The 19,950-nt window shown below is 64.4% G+C and carries 15 protein-coding genes; 8 read left to right on the top strand and 7 right to left on the bottom strand.

Features of this window, described 5'->3' with window-relative positions; genetic code table 11:
* Nucleotides 1-95: 95 nt before the first annotated feature.
* The 3 genes from K8374_RS16915 to K8374_RS16925 form a co-directional block, all read right to left on the bottom strand.
* Complete coding sequence (locus tag K8374_RS16915) at nt 96-974, bottom strand: carboxylate/amino acid/amine transporter (RefSeq protein ID WP_224456476.1); 879 nt, start codon at nt 972-974, stop codon at nt 96-98.
* 247 nt (nt 975-1,221) lie between these two features.
* Nucleotides 1,222-1,821, bottom strand: coding sequence for an FMN-dependent NADH-azoreductase (locus K8374_RS16920; RefSeq protein ID WP_224456477.1), 600 nt, complete (start codon nt 1,819-1,821; stop codon nt 1,222-1,224).
* 110 nt (nt 1,822-1,931) lie between these two features.
* Nucleotides 1,932-2,246, bottom strand: a complete 315-nt coding sequence (locus tag K8374_RS16925; protein ID WP_224456478.1) for a 3-phosphoglycerate kinase — start codon at nt 2,244-2,246, stop codon at nt 1,932-1,934.
* A 48-nt stretch (nt 2,247-2,294) separates the two neighbouring features.
* Between K8374_RS16925 and K8374_RS16930 the strand changes: the two genes are divergently transcribed.
* The 4 genes from K8374_RS16930 (at nt 2,295) to K8374_RS16945 (ending at nt 6,490) form a co-directional block, all read left to right on the top strand.
* Nucleotides 2,295-3,218 carry a LysR family transcriptional regulator gene (locus tag K8374_RS16930; RefSeq protein WP_224456479.1) on the top strand — a complete coding sequence of 308 codons (924 nt, stop codon included), beginning with the start codon at nt 2,295-2,297 and terminating at the stop codon, nt 3,216-3,218.
* Between the two features lie 13 nt (nt 3,219-3,231).
* Nucleotides 3,232-4,044: an alpha/beta fold hydrolase gene (locus tag K8374_RS16935; protein ID WP_084858425.1), complete on the top strand. Its 813-nt coding sequence runs from the start codon at nt 3,232-3,234 to the stop codon at nt 4,042-4,044.
* Nucleotides 4,038-4,595, top strand: a complete 558-nt coding sequence (locus K8374_RS16940) for a peptidylprolyl isomerase (protein ID WP_224456480.1) — start codon at nt 4,038-4,040, stop codon at nt 4,593-4,595. The genes K8374_RS16935 and K8374_RS16940 overlap by 7 nt, the downstream gene beginning before the upstream one ends.
* Nucleotides 4,596-4,657: 62 nt before the next feature.
* Complete coding sequence (locus K8374_RS16945) at nt 4,658-6,490, top strand: ABC transporter ATP-binding protein (RefSeq protein WP_224459343.1); 1,833 nt, start codon at nt 4,658-4,660, stop codon at nt 6,488-6,490.
* 69 nt (nt 6,491-6,559) lie between these two features.
* On the opposite strand, the gene K8374_RS16950 is transcribed toward K8374_RS16945, so the two are convergent.
* A complete protein-coding gene (locus K8374_RS16950) occupies nt 6,560-7,687 on the bottom strand; it encodes a GNAT family N-acetyltransferase (RefSeq protein ID WP_224456481.1) in 1,128 nt (375 codons plus the stop codon).
* A gap of 250 nt (nt 7,688-7,937) precedes the next feature.
* On the opposite strand from K8374_RS16950, the gene K8374_RS16955 reads away from it, so the two are divergent.
* Nucleotides 7,938-9,182, top strand: a complete 1,245-nt coding sequence (locus K8374_RS16955; RefSeq protein WP_084858421.1) for a putative porin — start codon at nt 7,938-7,940, stop codon at nt 9,180-9,182.
* Nucleotides 9,183-9,358: 176 nt separating this feature from the next.
* On the opposite strand, the gene K8374_RS16960 is transcribed toward K8374_RS16955, so the two are convergent.
* Nucleotides 9,359-10,480, bottom strand: a complete 1,122-nt coding sequence (locus K8374_RS16960) for a beta-ketoacyl-ACP synthase III (RefSeq protein ID WP_224456482.1) — start codon at nt 10,478-10,480, stop codon at nt 9,359-9,361.
* Nucleotides 10,481-10,697: 217 nt separating this feature from the next.
* Nucleotides 10,698-14,603 carry an ATP-dependent RNA helicase HrpA gene (gene hrpA, locus K8374_RS16965; RefSeq protein ID WP_224456483.1) on the bottom strand — a complete coding sequence of 1,302 codons (3,906 nt, stop codon included), beginning with the start codon at nt 14,601-14,603 and terminating at the stop codon, nt 10,698-10,700.
* Nucleotides 14,604-14,897: 294 nt separating this feature from the next.
* On the opposite strand from hrpA, the gene K8374_RS16970 reads away from it, so the two are divergent.
* The 3 genes from K8374_RS16970 (at nt 14,898) to K8374_RS16980 (ending at nt 17,837) form a co-directional block, all read left to right on the top strand.
* Complete coding sequence (locus tag K8374_RS16970) at nt 14,898-15,050, top strand: hypothetical protein (protein ID WP_224456484.1); 153 nt, start codon at nt 14,898-14,900, stop codon at nt 15,048-15,050.
* An 89-nt stretch (nt 15,051-15,139) separates the two neighbouring features.
* Nucleotides 15,140-16,504, top strand: a complete 1,365-nt coding sequence (locus K8374_RS16975; protein ID WP_224456485.1) for a glutamine synthetase family protein — start codon at nt 15,140-15,142, stop codon at nt 16,502-16,504.
* A gap of 25 nt (nt 16,505-16,529) precedes the next feature.
* A complete protein-coding gene (locus tag K8374_RS16980) occupies nt 16,530-17,837 on the top strand; it encodes an NAD(P)/FAD-dependent oxidoreductase (RefSeq protein WP_224456486.1) in 1,308 nt (435 codons plus the stop codon).
* Between the two features lie 149 nt (nt 17,838-17,986).
* Here K8374_RS16980 and fadD1 read toward each other — a convergent pair whose 3' ends face one another.
* A complete protein-coding gene (fadD1, locus tag K8374_RS16985; RefSeq protein ID WP_084858416.1) occupies nt 17,987-19,684 on the bottom strand; it encodes a long-chain-fatty-acid--CoA ligase FadD1 in 1,698 nt (565 codons plus the stop codon).
* Nucleotides 19,685-19,950: the final 266 nt, after the last annotated feature.

A 19,950-nucleotide genomic window follows, 5' to 3' on the forward strand; every position in this document is an offset into this window, starting at 1 on the left:
CGATCAAGGGCGAAGCCCTTGCCATGTCTACACGACACCAAGCCCGCCCCTATCGAGGCGGGCCGGCATCGCGGAAAAGCCCGCTCATTCCCGACTCAGCGAGACATCGCCTGCGGCGTTGCCGGACGCTGCACACCCAACCGGCTCATCCACACCGAAGCCACGATGATCGCCCCGCCTACGAAGAGCCGCCCCAGCGGCTCGTCCTGGTTCCAGATCAGCAGGTTCAGCAGCAACCCCACCGGCACGTGCAGGTTGTTCATCACCGCCAACGTGGCCCCCGGGACCAGGCACGCGCCCTTGTTCCACCAGTACAGCCCCAACGCCGTCGGGACCAGCCCCAGGAACAACAGCACCAGCCATTGCGTGTCGGTCGCAGGCAGGTGCTGGGAGTTGCCGAACAACAGGAATGCCGGCAGCACCACGATCAGGGCGCCCAGGTAGAAGTAGCCAAAACGCCGGTAATGCGGCAGGTCGCTGGGGTGCCGGGCCACCAGGTGGCGATACATGACCTGGCCTGCCGCATAGGTGAAGTTGGCCAGTTGCAGCAACAGGAAGCCCATGAAGAAATCGCCGCTGATGCTGTCGAAGCGGATCACCGCAGCGCCCGCCACGGCCACCAGGGCGGCCAGCAGCGCCCAGAAGTTGAAGCGGCGGTTCAGGGCGTCTTCAATCAGGGTCACGTGCAAGGGCGTGAGAATGGTGAACAGCAGCACCTCCGGCACCGTCAGCACGCGGAAGCTCAGGTACAGGCACACGTAGGTGATGCCGTACTGCAATGCCCCGATCAGCAACATCGAGCGCATGAAGCGCGGCTCCACCTGGCGCCAGCGGGTCAGTGGCAGGAATACCAGCAAGGCCAGCACCACGCGCGCCAGCACTGCGAAGTAGCTATCGACGTTGCCAGCCAGGTAGATGCCGATCAGGTTGAAGGAGAACGCCTGGATCAGCGCGACGATTATCAGGTAGCCCATGGTTGCCTCTTGAATATCAAGGCGGCGACCTTAGCGGGTTGAGCCGAAGCAGTTCAACCATGCGCAGTGTAGGGGCAGTGCCAGCCCATTCGCGGTAAACCCGCTCCCACAGGTTGCGGGAGCGGCTTGCCCGTGAACAGGCCTGTCCTGCACGGCGAAAAAACGAACATAAAAAAGCCCGGCCATCAGGCCGGGCAGGTACACCCAAAGGAGCGACAGGTGTCAGGGGTTGGGAATGCGTTGCGCGTCAGGCCACCGCGGCCAGCCTGGCCTTGGCCTGGTTCAGGCCTTTCTCGTGGAATTCGCTGCTGATGTTCAGGCCTTCGGCGTGGATGAAGTCCACCTCATGGATGCCGATGAAGGCCATCACCTGACGCAGATAGGGTTCCTGGTGGTCGCTGGTGGCACCGGCGTGAATGCCGCCACGGGCAGTCAGGACGATGGCGCGCTTGCCGGTCAGCAGGCCTTGCGGGCCGGTCGGGGTGTACTTGAAGGTGATGCCGGCGCGCAGCACGTGGTCCAGCCAGGCCTTGAGAGTGCTGGGGATGGTGAAGTTGTACATCGGCGCCGCCATTACCAGCACATCGGCCGCGAGCAACTCCTCGGTCAGTTCGTTGGAGCGGGCCAGGGCATCCACTTCCGCCGCGCTGCGCTGCTCTTCAGGCTTGATCCAGCCGCCGAGCAGGTCGGCATCCAGGTGCGGCACAGGGTTGACGGCCAGGTCACGTACCTTGATCTCGTCGCCCGGGTGGGCCGCTTGCCACTGCTGGATGAAATCCTGGGTCAGCTGGCGGGAAACGGAATCCTGCTGGCGGGCGCTGCTTTCGATGATCAGTACGCGGGACATGGGAGCCTCCATCGGCGAACAAAGGGTTGCGATTCGATGGAGGTGAGATTAAAACTTGACCTATCGATAAAAAAGCGTAAATAGTGGGTGAAATCTATCGACTATTCCGTTCATTCGACTTTGCAGTTCACCGCGATGCGCAGCTTGATGATCTGCCGGTTGAACTTGGCGGTGACGTCCACGCTTTGGCCCGCCGGTACATTCACCCGGCGTACCCGCGGCGCCTCGGGGCCGTTGCGGAACGTCACCTTGCACGCCGCCGGGACCTGCCCGTAGTTATTCAAGGTGATGCTGCCGATGTCGTAGGCAGTGTCGTAGGTGGTGTAGTCCAGCTTGACCCCGGCCAGTTCCTTCTCCACCTCGATGGGGTAGGCCATGGCCCCCAGGGGCAGGCACAGCAGCAATGCCGCACAACATTTCTTCATTGGGCGCTCTCCTTGGAAGAGCGCAGCTTAGGACAACAGGAGCCGAAGATGAAAGCGCCACGTGTAACCCTGGATCAGTGGCGAACCCTCCAGGCGGTGGTCGACCACGGCGGGTTCGCCCAGGCCGCCGAAGCCCTGCACCGCTCGCAATCGTCGGTCAGCTACACCGTGGCGCGCATGCAGGAGCAGCTGGGCGTGCCGCTGCTGCGCATCGACGGGCGCAAGGCGGTGCTGACCGAAGCCGGCAATGTGCTGCTGCGCCGTTCACGCCACCTGGTCAAGCAGGCCAGCCAGCTCGAGGACCTGGCCCACCACATGGAGCAAGGTTGGGAGGCCGAGGTACGCGTGGTGGTCGATGCCGCCTACCCCAGCGCCCGCCTGGTCCGGGCGTTGAGCGCCTTCATGCCGCAAAGCCGCGGGTGCCGGGTACGCCTGCGCGAGGAGGTGTTGTCCGGCGTCGAGGAAGTGCTGCACGAAGGCATCGCCGACCTTGCCATCAGCAGCTACAACATCGGCGGCTACCTGGGCGCCGAACTGAGCTCAGTGGAATTCATCGCCGTCGCCCACCCCGAGCACAGCCTGCACCGCCTGGGCCGGGAAATCACCTTCCAGGACCTGGAAAGCCAGTTGCAGGTGGTGATCCGCGACTCCGGCCGTGCCCAGCCGCGGGATGTCGGCTGGCTCGGCGCCGAGCAGCGCTGGACAGTCGGCAGCCTGGGTACCGCCGCCACCTTCGTCAGCAGCGGCCTGGGCTTTGCCTGGCTGCCCCGGCACATGATCGAGCGCGAGCTGCGCGACGGCGTGCTCAAGCCGCTGCCGTTGGATCAAGGTGGCAGCCGTCACCCACTGTTCTACCTTTATTCGAACAAGGACAAGACCTTGGGTCCGGCCACGCAGATCCTCATCGAGCTGCTGCGCAATTTCGACACAGCGCCATTGGACGTGCCCTTCGCAGCCCCCCCACAAGCCTGAGAGGACCGCGCCCATGGCCTATTTCGAGCACGAAGGATGCACGCTGCACTACGAGGAATACGGCCAGGGCGAACCCCTGGTGCTGCTGCATGGCCTGGGCTCGAGCTGCCAGGACTGGGAACTGCAAGTCCCGGTGCTTAGCCGCCATTACCGGGTGATTCTGATGGATATTCGCGGTCATGGTCGCTCCGACAAACCTCGCGACGGCTACCAGATCGCGACCTTCAGTGCCGACCTGCTGGCCCTGCTGGAGCACCTGCAGACCGGCCCGGTGCACGTCGTCGGCCTGTCCATGGGTGGCATGGTGGGTTTTCAGTTCGCCGTCGACCACCCCGCCTGGCTACGCAGCCTGTGCATCGTCAACAGCGCCCCTGAGGTGCGACGCAACTCGATCGCTCACTGGATCTGGTGGATCAAACGCTGGAGCCTGGCGCGCATCCTCAGTGTCGAGACGATCGGCAAGGGCTTGGCCGAGCGGCTGTTCCCCAAGCCAGAACAAACCGAACTGCGTCACAAGATGGCCCAGCGCTGGGCGCGCAACGACAAGCGCGCCTACCTGCGCAGCTTCGATGCCATCGTCGATTGGGGTGTGCAGGCGCGCATCGGGCAGATCCGCTGCCCGACCCTGGTGATCGCCGCCGACCACGATTACACCCCGATACAACTCAAGGAGCGCTATGTCGCCCTGATGCCCCAGGCGACACTGGCGGTGATCGCCGATTCCCGGCACGCTACTCCCCTCGACCAACCCGAGGTCTTCAACCAGACCCTGCTGCACTTCCTCGCAGCAGCTTCCACTTCTCAAGGATCTTTGAGCCCATGCTGAAAAAACTCCTGCTCACCGCCTGCTCGGTCGCCTTCGCCACCAGCGTCATGGCTTCGGACAAGACCCCTCACGTCCTGCTGGACACCAGCTTCGGCCAGGTCGAGATCGAGCTGAACGCCGAAAAGGCGCCGATCAGCACGAAGAACTTCCTCGAATACGTCGACAGCGGCTTCTACAACAACACCATCTTCCACCGCGTGATCCCAGGCTTCATGGCCCAGGGCGGCGGCTTCACCGACCAGATGGTGCAAAAGCCGACCCGCGACCCGATCCGCAACGAGGCCAGCAACGGTCTGGCCAACACGCGCGGCACCCTGGCCATGGCGCGTACCTCCGACCCGAACTCGGCCACCAGCCAGTTCTTCATCAACGTGGCCGATAACGATTTCCTCAACCCGGGCCGCGACCGTGGCTACGCGGTGTTCGGCAAGGTGACCAAAGGCATGGAGGTGGTCGACCAGATCGTCAACTCGCCTACCACCACCAAGCAAGGCATGCGTGACGTACCAGCAGACCCGGTGTACATCAAGTCCGCCAAACGCATCGACTGATCGCCGGTCTCACAAGGATGTGAACCCGCCTTGAGGTCGGATGGAACAGGAGTGTGTCCACCATGTTGTACCGCCGCTTCGAACAGCTGATCGACATTTTCCGCGAGGCGCCCAGCGAGGCGCCGCCAAGCCAGGTATGGCCGTTCTACCTGTATTACCTGCGCCAGGTCTGGCCCAGCTTCATTGCGCTGCTGGTGGTCGGCCTGGTGGCCGCGCTGATCGAGGTGGCCATGTTCAGCTACCTGAGCCGGATCATCGACCTGGCCCAGGCCACGCCGGGCACCGAGTTCTTCAGCCGGCACAGCGGCGAGCTGGCCTGGATGCTGGTGGTCATCCTGGTGCTGCGGCCGGTGTTCTTCGGCCTGCACGACCTGCTGGTGCACCAGACCATCAGCCCGGGCATGACCAGCCTGATCCGTTGGCAGAACCACACCTACGTGCTCAAGCAGAGCCTGAACTTCTTCCAGAGCGACTTCGCCGGGCGCATCGCCCAGCGCATCATGCAGACCGGCAACTCCCTGCGCGACTCGGCGGTGCAAGCCGTGGACGCGCTCTGGCACGTACTCATCTACGCCATCAGCTCCCTGGTACTGTTCGCCGAAGCCGACTGGCGGCTGATGCTGCCATTGCTGGCCTGGATCGCCTGCTACATCGCCGCGCTCTACTACTTCGTACCCCGGGTCAAGGAACGCTCGGTGATTTCCTCCGACGCCCGCTCCAAGCTGATGGGGCGCATCGTCGATGGCTACACCAACATCGCCACCCTCAAGCTGTTCGCCCATACCGACTACGAACAGCAGTACGCCCGCGAAGCGATCAGCGAGCAGACCGAGAAGACCCAGCTGGCCTCGCGGGTGGTCACCAGCATGGACGTGGTCATCACCGGCCTCAACGGCCTGTTGGTAGTGGGCACCACGGGCCTGGCCCTGTGGCTGTGGAGCCAGTCGCTGATCACCGTTGGCGCCATCGCACTGGCCACGGGCCTGGTGATCCGCATCATCAACATGTCCGGCTGGATCATGTGGGTGGTCAATGGCATCTTCGAGAACATCGGCATGGTCCAGGACGGCCTGCAGACCATCGCCCAGCCGGTCAGCGTCATCGACAAGCCTGGCGCCCCGGCACTGCAGGTCAGCCGTGGCGCGGTGCGCTTCGACCATGTGGACTTTCATTACGGCAAGGGCAACAAGGTCATCGACGGGCTGGACCTGGACATCCGCCCCGGCGAGAAGATCGGCCTGATCGGCCCTTCCGGCGCCGGCAAGTCGACCCTGGTCAACCTGTTGCTGCGTCTGTACGACGTGGACAGCGGGCGCATCCTCATCGACGGCCAGGACATCGCCGAGGTCAACCAGGCCAGCCTGCGCGCGCAGATCGGCATGATCACCCAGGACACCTCGCTGCTGCATCGCTCGATCCGTGACAACCTGCTGTATGGCCGGCCGGATGCCAGCGAGGCGCAAGTCTGGGAGGCCGTGCGCCAGGCCCGGGCCGACGAATTCATCCCCCAGCTCTCCGACGCCCAGGGGCGCACCGGGTTCGATGCCCATGTGGGCGAGCGCGGTGTCAAGCTCTCCGGTGGCCAGCGCCAGCGCATCGCCATTGCCCGGGTGCTGCTCAAGAATGCGCCGATCCTGATCATGGACGAAGCCACCTCGGCGCTGGATTCGGAAGTCGAGGCGGCGATCCAGGAGAGCCTGGAGACCTTGATGCAAGGCAAGACGGTGATCGCCATCGCCCACCGCCTGTCCACCATCGCCCGTATGGACCGGCTGGTGGTGCTGGACAAAGGGCGCATCGTCGAAAGCGGTACCCATGCCGAGCTGCTGGCCGAGCGCGGGTTGTATGCGCGGTTGTGGCATCACCAGACCGGCGGGTTCGTCGGGGTGGATTGAATAGGGTCCGGGGCCGCCTTGCGGCCCTTCGCGGCACAAGGCCGCTCCTACACCTGCGATTGGGCCCGCTCAGGCCCTCCGGTAAGGCAACATCTCCCGCGCCTGCTCGGCATAGGCCCTCACCCCTGCCCGCTCCTGTTCGAGGAAATCCCCCACCGCCCGACGCAACCCCGGGTGCAGCAGGTAATGCCACGACCGGGTCAGCACCGGCTCGAAGCCCCGGATCAACTTGTGCTCGCCCTGGGCCCCGGCATCGAACCGCCGCAGCCCTTCTTCGATGGCGAACGTCATGCCCTGGTAGAAGCAGGTTTCGAAATGCAGCCGATCGAATTCGTCCAGGCACCCCCAATAACGCCCATACAGGCTGTCACCACCGACCAGGCTCAGGGCCATGGCCACCTCGCGCCCGTGCTGGCGGGCCACCACCACCCGCACTGCCTCGGGCATGCGCTCGGCCAGCAGGCTGAAGAATTCGCGGGTCAGATAGGGCGTACGGCGCCGCACCGCATAGGTGTTGGCGTAGCACAGGTAGACGAAGTCCCACTGCGCCTCGCTCAGTTCCTCGCCGCGCAACCAGCGGAAGTCGATCCCCTGCCCGGCCACCTGCTCGCGCTCCTTGCGCATCTGCTTGCGCTTGCGAGAGCTCAGGGTGTCGAGGAAGTCCTGGAAGTCGCGGTAGCCGCGGTTGTGCCAGTGAAATTGGCAACCCAGGCGCTCCATCCATCCCGGCAAGCCGGCGATGCGTTCGTCGAGGGCGCTGTCGGTGAAATTGATGTGCGCGCCAGAGAGCTCACCCTTGCCCAGGTACTCGGGAATGGCCTGCAGCATGAGCAACCCATCGGCCGGCTCGGCCGCCAGCAGGCGCGGACCGCTCACCGGGCTGAACGGTACCGCGCCGAGCAGCTTGGGGTAGTAGCGGATGCCCGCGCGTTCACAGGCATCGGCCCAGCCGTGATCGAACACGTACTCACCGAAGGAGTGCCACTTGCGATAGGCCGGCAGCACTGCACGCACCTGCCCATCGCGCTCCAGCACCAGATGCTCGGCCGCCCAGCCGGTCGCGGGCGCGACGCTGCCGCTGTCCTCCAGGGCGCCGAGGAAGGCATGGCGCAGGAAAGGTTGACCGGCGGGCACCAGGGCATCCCAGGTCGCCGCCGACAGGTCACGTAGATGGGCAAGGCTGTACAGGCTGGTCACGATGTCGACTCACAGGCCAGGAAGTGGCCAGTATCCCGAAGTGGGTCGCGACACTCAAATGGCGCGTTCACGGCCTGCTCACTTAACCGCAGTGCCATCAAATAGACATTATTCTGTCACGCCTCCCCGCAATACTGGCGCCTGTTTTTCGGAACCCCGGCAACCCCTCTAGCCAGGGCCTTTCCGAAGGCATGCCAACTAAGGGGCAGGCGCAAGAGCCTCCCCAACTTTTTCCAACAGGGAGAACCTTATGCGTCTTGTTTCTACACTTACCGGAGTAAGCCTCACCGGCATGATGCTGGCACTGAGCGCTCCGGCCAGTGCTGCAGTCGACGCCAAGCTGCTCGAGATGCTCCGCGCCAACGGCTCGATCAACCAGGCGCAGTACAACGAACTGCAGGCCGATCTGGCCAAGGAAACCAAGGAAAAGGCAGAGCAGAAAGCCCAGGCCGATCGCCTGAGCTCCTTCGAGCAGAAAGTGGCATGGGCCGCCAAGACCCAGATCAAGGGCGACGTGCGCCTGCGCTACGAAGACGTCAACGTCGACAACCCCAACAGCCGCAGCGGCAACCAGGACCGCGAGCGCGTCCGTGCCCGCGTCGGCTTCTACAGCCAGATCAACCCGCAGGTCGATGCCGGTATCCGCGTGGCCACCGGCAGCAGTTCCGATGCCCGCTCCACCAACCAGAGCCTGGACAACTACTTCGACAAGAAGTCGCTGTGGGTAGACCTGGCCTACCTCGACTGGCACCCGACCGCCGTGCCGAACCTGCACCTGATCGGCGGCAAGATGCCTCAGCCTTGGGTGAGCATGGGCGACATCATCTGGGACAGCGACATCAACCCCGAAGGCGTGGCCGTCACCTACAAGACCGACCTGGGCGGCGCCGAGCTGTTCGGCAGCGCCGGCCACTACAACCTCAAGGACAACGTGGACGGCGACGGCGTGCAGTTCAAGCACGATGCCCAGCTGTACCACGGCCAGTTGGGCGCACGCTTCGATGCGGCCGACACCGTCAAGGTCACCGTGGGTACCAGCATCTACGGCTATGACAATGACAAGGAATCGGCTGCCCTGCGCGCCTTCGGCAACACCACCAACGAGTTCAACCTGGTGGAAGGCTTCGGCCAAGTGGACTTCACCGGCTTCGCCATCCCGCTGTCGGCCTACGGCCAGTACGTGAAGAACACCGAAAGCACCGACGGCGAAGACAAGGCCTGGCTGGCCGGCCTGAAGACCAAGCTCGGCGCCTGGAGCCTGGATTACAACTACCGCGACGTGCAGCGCAACGCGGTGGTCAGCGCCTTCACCGACTCCGACTTCGGTGCCGGCTTCACCGGTTCGCGCGGTCACAAGTTCAAGGTTGGCTATGAGATCGACAAGAACTTCTCGCTGGGCGCAGCCTACCTGATGGCCAAGACCGACCTGTCTCAGCTGCCGAACAGCAATGCCGACGTCGACACCCTGCAGGTCGATCTGGAAGCCAAGTTCTAAGCGCAAGCTCCCCTGCGTCACTCAGGCGGGAAGTGCCGACCCCATCCGGCACTTCCCGCTTTTTTTTGCCTGTTGCACATGCGTCGGCCCCATCGCGGGACAAGCCCGCTCCTACAGGTACGACGTCAATGCTGCCATTGTGCGAGCTTGCCCCGCGACGGGGCCGGTACGGGGGATCAGCGCTTGCGCAGGATCACGCTACCGATCGAATACCCCGCACCGAACGAACTGAGCACGCCCAAGGCGCCCTTGGGCAGGTCATCCTGGTACAGGTGGAAAGCAATCACCGAGCCCGCCGAACTGGTGTTGGCATAACGGTCCAGAATCACCGGTGCATCGTCCTCGGCGACCTCGCGCCCCACCAGCTTCTTGACGATCAGGTGGTTCATGCTGAGGTTGGCCTGGTGCAGCCAGAAGCGATTGACGTCGCTCGGTTGCAGGTCGTTTTCCTCCAGGTGCTGGCCGATCAGCTCGGCGACCTTCGGGCAGACCTCCTTGAATACCTTGCGGCCTTCCTGCACGAACAGCTTGTCTGGCGCGTCGATCCCCTCCTCCGCTGCCCGGTTGAGGAAACCGAAGTTATTGCGGATGTTGTTGGAGAAGCCGGTCCACAGCTTGGTGCTGACGACCTCGAACTGGTGCGCCGAGGTGGCCTGGTCGGCGCGTTCGACCAGTACGGCGGTGGCGGCATCGCCGAAGATGAAGTGGCTGTCGCGGTCACGGAAGTTCAAGTGCCCGGTGCAAATCTCCGGGTTGACCATCAGTACCGCGCGGGCCTGGCCCAGTTGCACGCTGTTGGCGGCGGTCTGGATGCCGAAAGTGGCCGAGGAGCAGGCCACGTTCATGTCGAAGGCAAAGCCTTCTATGCCCAGCGCCTGTTGCACTTCGATGGAGATAGCCGGGTACGGGCGCTGCAGGTTGGAGCAGGCGACGATCACCCCGTCCACGTCGGCGGCAGTGCGGCCTGCACGCTCGAGGGCCTGGCGAGCGGCGGCCACGGCCATTTCACAGAGGATCGACGGCTCGTCATTGGAGCGCTCCGGCAGGCGCGGCTTCATGCGTTGCGGGTCGAGAATGCCGGCCTTGTCCATGACGAAGCGGCTCTTGATGCCGGAAGCCTTCTCGATGAAGGCCGCGTCGGACAGCGGTGCGGCCTCCAGCTCGCCGCGCTCGATGGCGGCGGCGTTGTCCTGGTTGTACTGCTGCGCCCAGGTGTTGAAGGACGCCACCAGTTCTTCGTTGGAAATGCTCTGGGCCGGGGTATACAGGCCGGTGCCGCTGATCACGACGTTATGCACGGTCGTTCCTCTGGTCAGAGGCCATCGCCACGCGGCGCTGGCCGGAAAGGGCAACATAATGGCACTTTAGTACCAATTTATACGCGAGGGCTGTGCCCTCGATCACAAGGCAAGCCCGCACTCTCAGGATAGGCGCTGTCCCTGTAGAAGCGGGCTTGCCCCGCGATGGGCCGCACAGCGGCCCAGATTCCCGCAAGTTTGCCACATTTCCCCAGCTTTAGGCTTCCACCTGACTCCACTGTTTGCCCAGACGTTTGTCGGAAACCGGCACCTTGGTACCCAACTGCTGGGCGAACAACGACACCCGATATTCCTCCAGCCACCAGCGGTACAGGGTAAGCTGTTCGTCCCGCTTGCCCTCCTGGGCATGCTTGTCGGCGCGAGCCTTGTACTGGGCCCATAGGTTGGCCAGCTCGCCGCTCCACACCCGGTCCTTCTGCACCTGAGAACCGAGCTTCTCCAGGCGCAGCTCCACCGCCTTGAGATAGCGCGGCAGTTCCTTGAACCAGGCCGCAGGCGTCTCGCGTACGAAGCCTGGATACACCAGGTTGGCGAGCTGCTGCTTGATGTCGTTCAGGGCGACCGCCTGGCTCAGGTCGATCTTGCCTTTGAAGCGCTTCTGCAAGCCATGCCACAGTTTGAGCACCTCCAGGGTCTGGCGCGCCAGACGCTCGGCATGCTCGGCCCAGCTGCCGCGCTTACGATCGGCCAGCCCAGCGAGCGCTGCACCGTCACGCGGCAACGGCGCCTCGCCTTCGAGGATGCAGCTGTCCAGGCTCGCCAGGAGGATATCCTCCACCAACGCCTCGACCCGGCCCAGCTCGCGATACAACAGGCCCAGCTCGGTCAGCCCCGGCAGCTTGCCGCGCAGGAACTTGGCGGGCTCGGCCAGCTGTTGCAACAACAACCGCTGCAGCGCACGGCGGTGCTGGAATTCGGCTTCGGCCTGGGTCGAGAAACGCCCTTCACGCACGGCCCCAGCCTCTTCCACCAGCGCCGGGTACACCGTCAGCGACAGGCCGGCGATCTTCTGCTGGGCGGTTTGCGCCACCTCGGCGAACGCCTTGGCCTGCACTGGCTGCTCGGCTTTTTCGTTGCGCGGCATGGCCAGCGCGGCCTGGCTCGCAGCGGCGAAACGCGCGGTCAGCTCGGCCAGGTCACGGCCTTCGCCAAGGAACTTGCCCTGGCCGTCGACCACCTCGATGTTCATGCGCAAGTGCCCTTCCACCAGCCCGGCCGCTTCGGCCCAGGCGTCGTCCGGCACCCGGGCGCCGGTCATGCGCAGCAGTTCCTGGCCCAGGGCCTGGGGCAAGGCACCCTGGCCGAAGGTCATGCGGGCCAGGGCCGCCTTGACGAAGTCGGGCACCGGCACGAAGTTCTTGCGCAGGGCCTTGGGCAGGTTGCGCACCAGAGCCACGCATTTGGCCTCCAGCAGGCCTGGGACCAGCCACTCCAGGCGCTCGCCCGGCAGGCTCGGCAGCAGCGGTGCCGGCACACGCACGGTAACGCCGTCACGGGGGTGGCCCGGCTCGAAGTGGTAGGTCAAGGGCAGGCGCAAATCGCCCACCTGCAGGCTGTCTGGGTATTGCGCGGCGGTCACCTCGCTGGCTTCGCGGGCCAGCACGTCCTCTTCGCGCATGATCAGCAGGTTCGGATCCTTCTGGCTGTTGACCCGGTACCAGCTGTCGAAGGTCGCACTCTGGTGGATCTCTGCCGGCAGGCGCGCCTCGTAGAAGGCGTACAGGGTTTCCTCGTCGGCCAGGATGTCCCGTCGCCGGGCCTTGGCTTCCAGTTCGTCGAGCTGTTCGAGCAAGCGCTTGTTGGCCGCCAGGCACTTGGCTCGCGATTGGATCTGGCCACCCACCAAGCCATCACGGATGAACAGCTCGCGGGACACCACCGGGTCGATCGGGCCGAAGTGCACCGGCCGGCGACCGACCAGGATCAGGCCATACAAGGTGATCTGTTCGTAGGCCACCGCCTGGCCGCGCTTCTTCTCCCAATGCGGCTCGAAATGGTTCTTCTTGACCAGGTGGCTGGCCAGCGGCTCGATCCAGTCCGGTTCGATCTTGGCCACCATACGTGCATAGAGCTTGGTGGTTTCCACAAGCTCCGCGGCCATCACCCATTGCGGACGCTTGCGGCCGATGCCCGAGGACGGGTGGATCCAGAAGCGCCGCTGGCGCGCGCCCTGGTAGTCGCCGTCTTCGGTCTTGTGGCCGATCTGGCTCAACAGGCCACTGAGGATGGCCTTGTGCACACGTGGGAAGTCCGCCGGCTCCTTGTTGACCGCCAATTGCAGGTCGCGACAGATCAGCGAGAGCTGGCGGTGGGCGTCGCGCCACTCACGCAGGCGCAAGTAGCTGAGAAAGTTTTTGCGGCACCAGTTGCGCAGCGGGTTGGCGGTCAGGGCCTGGCGCTGCTCCTCGAAACCCCGCCAGAGGTTGACCAGGGCGGCGAAATCGGAGTCGGTGTCCTTCCATTGGGCATGGGCCTGGTCAGCCGCCTGCTGGCGCTCCGGTGGGCGCTCGCGAGGGTCCTGCACCGACAGGGCACTGGCGACGATCAGCACTTCCTGCAGGCTGCCCTGGCGGGCGCCTTCGAGCAGCATGCGGCCCAGGCGTGGGTCGATCGGCAGGCGTGCCAGCTGACGGCCCAGCGGGGTCAGCTGGTTTTCGCGATTGACCGCCGAGAGCTCCTGCAACAGGTTGAAGCCGTCGCTGATGGCCTTGCCATCCGGTGGCTCGATGAACGGGAAGGCATCGATCGCGCCCAGGCGCAGGTGCAGCATCTGCAGGATCACCGCGGCCAGGTTGGTGCGCAGGATCTCAGGGTCGGTGAACGCCGGTCGGGCGTTGAAATCCTCTTCGCTGTACAGACGCACACAGATGCCCGGCTCGACCCGCCCGCAACGGCCCTTGCGCTGGTTGGCGCTGGCCTGCGACACCGCCTCGATGGGCAGGCGCTGGACCTTGGCCCGGTAGCTGTAGCGGCTGATGCGCGCGGTACCGGTGTCGATCACGTAGCGGATGCCCGGCACGGTCAGCGAAGTTTCGGCAACGTTGGTGGCCAGTACGACCCGGCGCCCGGTATGGGGCTGGAAGATCTTCTGCTGCTCGGCCGGCGTCAGGCGCGCATACAGCGGCAGGATCTCGGTGTGGCGCAACTGGGCCTTGCGCAGGATCTCAGCGGCATCACGAATCTCCCGCTCGCCCGGCAGGAACACCAGCACGTCACCGGGGCCCTTGCCCTCGCTGCGTTCGTGATGGGCCAGTTCGTCCAGGGTGGCGAGAATCGCCTGGTCGACAGTGAGGTCATCCTCGACGCGGTTGCCCTCCTCGTCCTGCTCGCTGGTCAACGGGCGGTACCAGGTCTCCACCGGGAAGGTGCGGCCCGACACCTCGATGATCGGCGCGCCGTCGAAATGCTTGGAGAAGCGCTCCAGGTCAATGGTCGCCGAGGTGATGATCAGCTTCAGGTCCGGGCGGCGGTGCAGCAGGGTCTTCAGGTAGCCGAGCAGGAAGTCGATGTTCAGGCTGCGTTCGTGGGCTTCGTCGACGATGATCGTGTCGTAGCGCTCGAGGAAGCGGTCGTGCTGGGTCTCGGCCAGCAGGATACCGTCGGTCATCAGCTTGACCAGGGTACCGGCATCGCTCTGATCCTCGAAGCGCACCTGGTAGCCGATCAGCCCGCCCAAGGGCGTGCCCAGTTCTTCGGCCACCCGCGCCGCCACGCTGCGCGCGGCGATCCGGCGCGGCTGGGTGTGGGCGATCAGGCCATGCCGACCGCGGCCCATCTCCAGGCAGATCTTCGGCAACTGGGTGGTCTTGCCCGAACCGGTCTCGCCAGCGATCACCAGCACCTGGTGCTCGGCCAGGGCCTTCTTGATTTCGTCGCGCTTGGCCGCGATGGGCAGGCTGTCGTCGTAGCGGATGCTCGGCACGCTCTGCTCGCGGGCCACGACCTGGGCGCAGGAAGCCTGGACCTTTTCCACCCACGACGCCTGTTTCGCCTCGTCGGGGCGCTTGCGCAGCTCGTGCAGTTGGCGCCGCAGCCGATGGCGGTCGGCGATCATGGCGTGGTCGAGGTTCTTCAGGAGTTGGTCGATGGAGTGGTCTGTCATGGGGCTTTTTGATGATGCAGGTGGGTCTGCTTTTTCATGATCGCATTCGAAAGATGGGCGATTGTCGCAGATTTCATCGCCGGCTGTACCGGCGCAATCGGGGGACAAGCCCGCTCCCACAACTACGGCGCAGATATTGGGAACGGCGCAGTATGTGTGTGGGCTTGTCCCGCGATTGCGCCGCGAAGGGCCTCAGGATGAAAGCCCATACAACGAGAATGTTTAACCATCCCAGGAGTGAACATCGCCAATCACTGCTTTAATCAACCTTACGCCCCATGTGAGTATCCAGGCATGACCTGCCCCCCAAGCAATGCGCACCCGGCCCTTCCCAAGGCCAAGGCGCGCGCCGGCGAAAACCCGCTGGTACACGTCATCCTCGCCTTCTGGGCCCTGTGGCACTGCCGCCACGCACGCCCGCCGGATACTTCGTTCGCGTCCCACTGACCCGTCCCGGCCACCTTCGGCCGGTTTCTTGGTACGACCCGCCGCCTGTACGCGGTGGTCCTGTGCGCCTGCGGGCGCGAGCGAACATCATGCATTTTGCCAACCCCGACCAGGCCAGGCGTTTCCTGGCCGACAACCCTGATATCGAGCTGTTCGAACTGTTCATCCTCGACGCCAACGGCGTGCCTCGTGGCAAGCTGCTGCACCGCGATGAGCTGCTGGCGGTGTACGAAAGCGGCCGTCCTCTGCCCAGTACCATCCTTGGCCTGACCCTCAATGGCGAGGACGTGGAAGACTCCGGCCTGGTCTGGGACGTAGGCGATATCGACTGCCGCGCCTACCCGCTCGAAGGCAGCCTGGTACGCCTGCCCTGGCGACGCGTGCCGACCGCCGCCGTGCAGGTGAGCATGCACCCCAGCGAGGGCCTGCCGGCCAGCGTGGCCGACCCGCGTCATGTATTGCTGCGCACCCTCGAAGCGCTCGAGGCCGACGGCTACCACCCGGTGATGGCCTGCGAGCTGGAGTTCTATCTGCTCGATCAGCAACGCGACGCGCAGGGGCGCCCGCAACCGGCACTGGACAGCGACGGTGGTCGCCCACACGCCACCCAGGTGTACGGGCTGCGTGAGCTCGAACAGATCGAACCCTTCCTCGCCGACCTCTATGCCGCCTGCAAGGCCCAGGGCATCCCCGCACGCACGGCGATCTCCGAATACGCGCCCGGCCAGGTGGAAATCACCCTGGAACACGGCCCTGCCCTGCAGGCCATGGACCAGGCCGTGCGCTACAAGCGCCTGGTCAAGGGCATCGCCAACGCGCATGGCATGCAGGCCTGCTTCATGGCCAAGCCCTTCGCCCACCTGGCCGGCACTGGCATGCACATGCACCTGAGCCTGGCCGATGCCGCGGGCAACAACCTGTTCGCCAGCGACGATCCAGCGGGTACCCCGCTGCTGCGCCAGGCGGTCGGCGGCATGCTGCGCCACCTGCGCGAATCGCTGCTGCTGTTCTGCCCCAACGCCAACTCCTACCGGCGCTTCCAGGCCAACAGCTACGCGCCCCTGGCGCCGACCTGGGGCGTCGACAACCGGACCGTGAGCCTGCGCGTGCCGGGTGGACCAGCCAACAGCCGGCACGTGGAGCATCGTATCTGCGGTGCCGACGCCAACCCGTACCTGGCCGCCGCGGCCATCCTCGCCGCCGCCCACCGGGGTGTACGCGAGCAGCTCGACCCTGGTGCGCCGGTGCAAGGCAACGGCTACGCCCAAGCCAAGGAGCACCTGCCCACCGAGTGGCTGACCGCCCTCGAGGCCCTGGAGCATTCGACGTGGGCCCGGGAGGCCCTGGGCGAGGCCTTCCTCGGGGTCTACCTGAAGGTCAAGCGCGCCGAGTACCGCCAGTTCATGGCCGAAGTCGGCGAGCAGGACTGGCGTTGGTACCTGCACCAGGCATGAGCCTCATCCGTTTGAAGGAATCGACATGAACGCAGCATCGAACGACCCGACGGCGCAACGAGCGCCGTCCTACTACAGCGCCACGCTCAACGACCCGACCGCCTACCCGACGCTCACCGGCACCGAGCAGGTCGACGTGGCCATTATCGGCGGCGGCTTCACCGGTGTGGCCACGGCGGTGGAGCTGGCCGAACGTGGCCTGAAGGTGGCCATCGTCGAAACCAACCGGATCGGCTGGGGCGCCAGCGGGCGCAACGGCGGCCAGGTCACCGGCAGCCTTTCGGGCGACGAGGCCATGCGCACGCAGATGCGCAAGCGCCTGGGCAGCGAGGTGGACGACTTCATCTGGCACCTGCGCTGGCGCGGGCACCAGATCATCGAACGACGCGTGGAACGTTACGGTATCGCCTGCGACCTCAAGCGCGGCCACCTGCATGCGGCCATGAAACCGTCGCACATGGACGAGCTGCAAGCCAGCTACGACGAAGCCCTGCGCCGCGGAATGGGCGGCCAGGTGCAATTGCTCGACCGCACCGAAGTCGGCCAGCATCTGCAAAGCCCGCTGTACCTGGGGGCCTTGAAGAACACCCGTAACCTGCACCTGCACCCACTCAACCTATGCATGGGCGAAGCCCGTGCCGCCCACTCCCTGGGCGCGCTGGTATTCGAGAACTCCGAAGTGCTGGACATCATCCATGGCCCACGCCCTGCAGTGGTCACAGCCCGGGGCCGCATCGAGGCACGTCAGGTGCTGCTGGCAGGCGATGTCTACCACAAGTTGGAAAAGCGCCAGCTCAAGGGCAAGATCTTCCCGGCCATGGGCGGCATCGTCACCACCGCGCCCTTGGGTGAACTGGCCGAGCAGATCAACCCCCAGGATCTTGCGGTATACGACTGCCGCTTCGTCCTCGACTACTACCGCCTGACAGCCGACAAACGCTTGTTGTTCGGCGGCGGCGCCAACTATTCAGGCAAGGATTCGCGGGACATCGAAGGCGAGCTGCGCCCCTGCATCGAGCGCACCTTCCCGGCGCTCAAGGGCGTGCCGATCGAGTTCAAGTGGAGCTGCGCCATGGGCATCGTGGTCAACCGTATCCCGCAGCTGGGCAAGCTTTCGGACAACGTCTGGTATTGCCAGGGCTATTCAGGGCATGGCATCGCCACCAGCCACATCATGGGCGAGATCATGGCCGAAGCCTTGACCGGGACGCTGGAGAAATTCGACACCTTCGCAGCGTGCAAGCACATCAAGGTGCCGATGGGGGATCTGCTGGGCAACCCGCTGCTGGCGGCGGGGATGTGGTACTACCAGATGCTCGAGAAACTGCGCTGACTCCGTGCCCTCTGTAGGAGCGGCCTTGTGCCGCGAAAGGGCCGCAAAGCGGCCCCGGGGCTCATCAGGGAGGCAGAAAAAGCGGGGGCTGCCTGGCAGCCCTTTCGCGGCACAAGGCCGCTCCTACAGGGATGCGCGTCGACAGTGGGTCAGGCGATTTTCTTCAGGCCCTGTTTCTTAAGTTCTTCATCGCGCAGCTCGCGACGCAGGATCTTGCCGACGTTGGTGGTCGGCAGCGCATCGCGGAATTCGATGTAGCGCGGCACCTTGTAGCCAGTGACGTTGGCGCGCATATGCTCCATCACCTGCTCTTTGGTCAGGGTCATGCCCGGCTTGACCACGATGAACATCTTGATCACCTCGCCCGACTTCTCGTCCGGTACACCGATCGCCGCGCACTGCAGCACGCCCGGCAAGCCAGCCAGCACATCTTCGAGCTCGTTGGGGTACACGTTGAAGCCGGACACCAGGATCATGTCCTTCTTGCGATCGACAATGCGCATGTAGCCGTCCGGCTGGATCACCGCGATGTCGCCGGTCTTCAGCCAACCGTCCTGGTCGAGGATCTCGGCGGTGGCGTCCTCGCGCTGCCAGTAGCCCTTCATGACTTGCGGGCCCTTGACGCACAGTTCGCCGACCTCACCCAGGCCCAGTTCGCGACCGCTGTCATCGATGACCTTGCACAGGGTGGAAGGCACCGGAATGCCGATGGTGCCGACCTGGTTGGCCTCGGCCGGGTTGACCGCCGCCACCGGGCTGGTCTCGGTCATGCCGTAGCCTTCGCAGATGGCGCAACCGGTCACCGCCTTCCAGCGCTCGGCCACGCTCAACTGCAAGGCCATGCCGCCGGAGAGGGTGATCTTCAACGCCGAGAAGTCCAGGGCACGGAAGGCGTCGTTGTTGCACAGGGCGACGAACAAGGTGTTGAGCCCGACGAAGCCGCTGAACTTCCACTTGCCCAGCTCCTTGACCATCGCCGACAAGTCACGCGGGTTGCTGATCAGCACGTTGTGGTTGCCGATCAGCATCATGGCCATGCAATGGAAGGTGAACGCATAGATGTGATACAGCGGCAGCGGGGTGATGAGGATCTCGCACCCCTCATGCAGGTTGGAGCCCATCAGCGCCCGGCATTGCAGCATATTGGCCACCAGGTTGCGGTGGGTCAGCATGGCGCCCTTGGCAACCCCCGTGGTACCGCCGGTATACTGCAGCACCGCGACGTCGTTGGGCTGAGGGTTGGCCTCGGTGACCGCGCCGCCCTTGCCCAGGGCCAGGGCATCGTTGAAGCGCACGGCGCCCGGCAGGTTGTAGGCCGGCACCATCTTCTTCACGTACTTGATCACACTGTTGATCAACAGGCGCTTGAGCGGCGGCAGCAGGTCGGCCACTTCGGTGACGATGACGTGCTTGACCTGGGTCTTGGGCACCACCTTCTCGGCGAGGTGGGCCATGTTGGCCAGGCATACCAGGGCTTTGGCGCCGGAGTCGTTGAACTGGTGCTCCATTTCCCGCGCGGTGTACAGCGGGTTGGTGTTGACCACGATCAGGCCGGCGCGCATGGCGCCGAACACGGCTACGGGGTATTGCAGGACATTGGGCAATTGCACGGCGATGCGGTCGCCGGGCTTGAGGTCGGTATGCTGTTGCAGCCAGGCGGCGAAAGCGCCCGAGAGCGTGTAGAGCTCACCGTAGGTCAGGGTCTTGCCCAGGTTGCTAAAGGCCGGTTTGTCGGCAAAGCGTTGGCAGGATTGCTTGAGTACCGCCTGGATATTGGGGAATTCGTCAGGATTGATTTGAGCCGTAATTCCGGCTGGGTACTTATCCTTCCAAAAATTTTCGATCATGGAAGCCCGCTCCTTCAGCAACAGCCAATTCGTCACGCATTGTGCGTTTATTATTGATATGAGATGACGGCTCATTGCAAACCGGATCATCCGAAAGCGCGCCGAGAGTAACAGCTTTGCCAAGGGTCGACTAGAGCCCGAATCGGCCCGATCGGTCACAAAAATGACTCAAAGAACTATATAGGTCATTTTTAGAGTATTTAACCAAAACGTCGCAATTCAGGCCGAAAAAGGCAGGCTAGAGCGGTTCATCCTAGTCTGCCTGT

It is taken from the genome of Pseudomonas sp. p1(2021b) (genome assembly GCF_020151015.1).
Lineage (GTDB): Bacteria > Pseudomonadota > Gammaproteobacteria > Pseudomonadales > Pseudomonadaceae > Aquipseudomonas > Aquipseudomonas putida_K.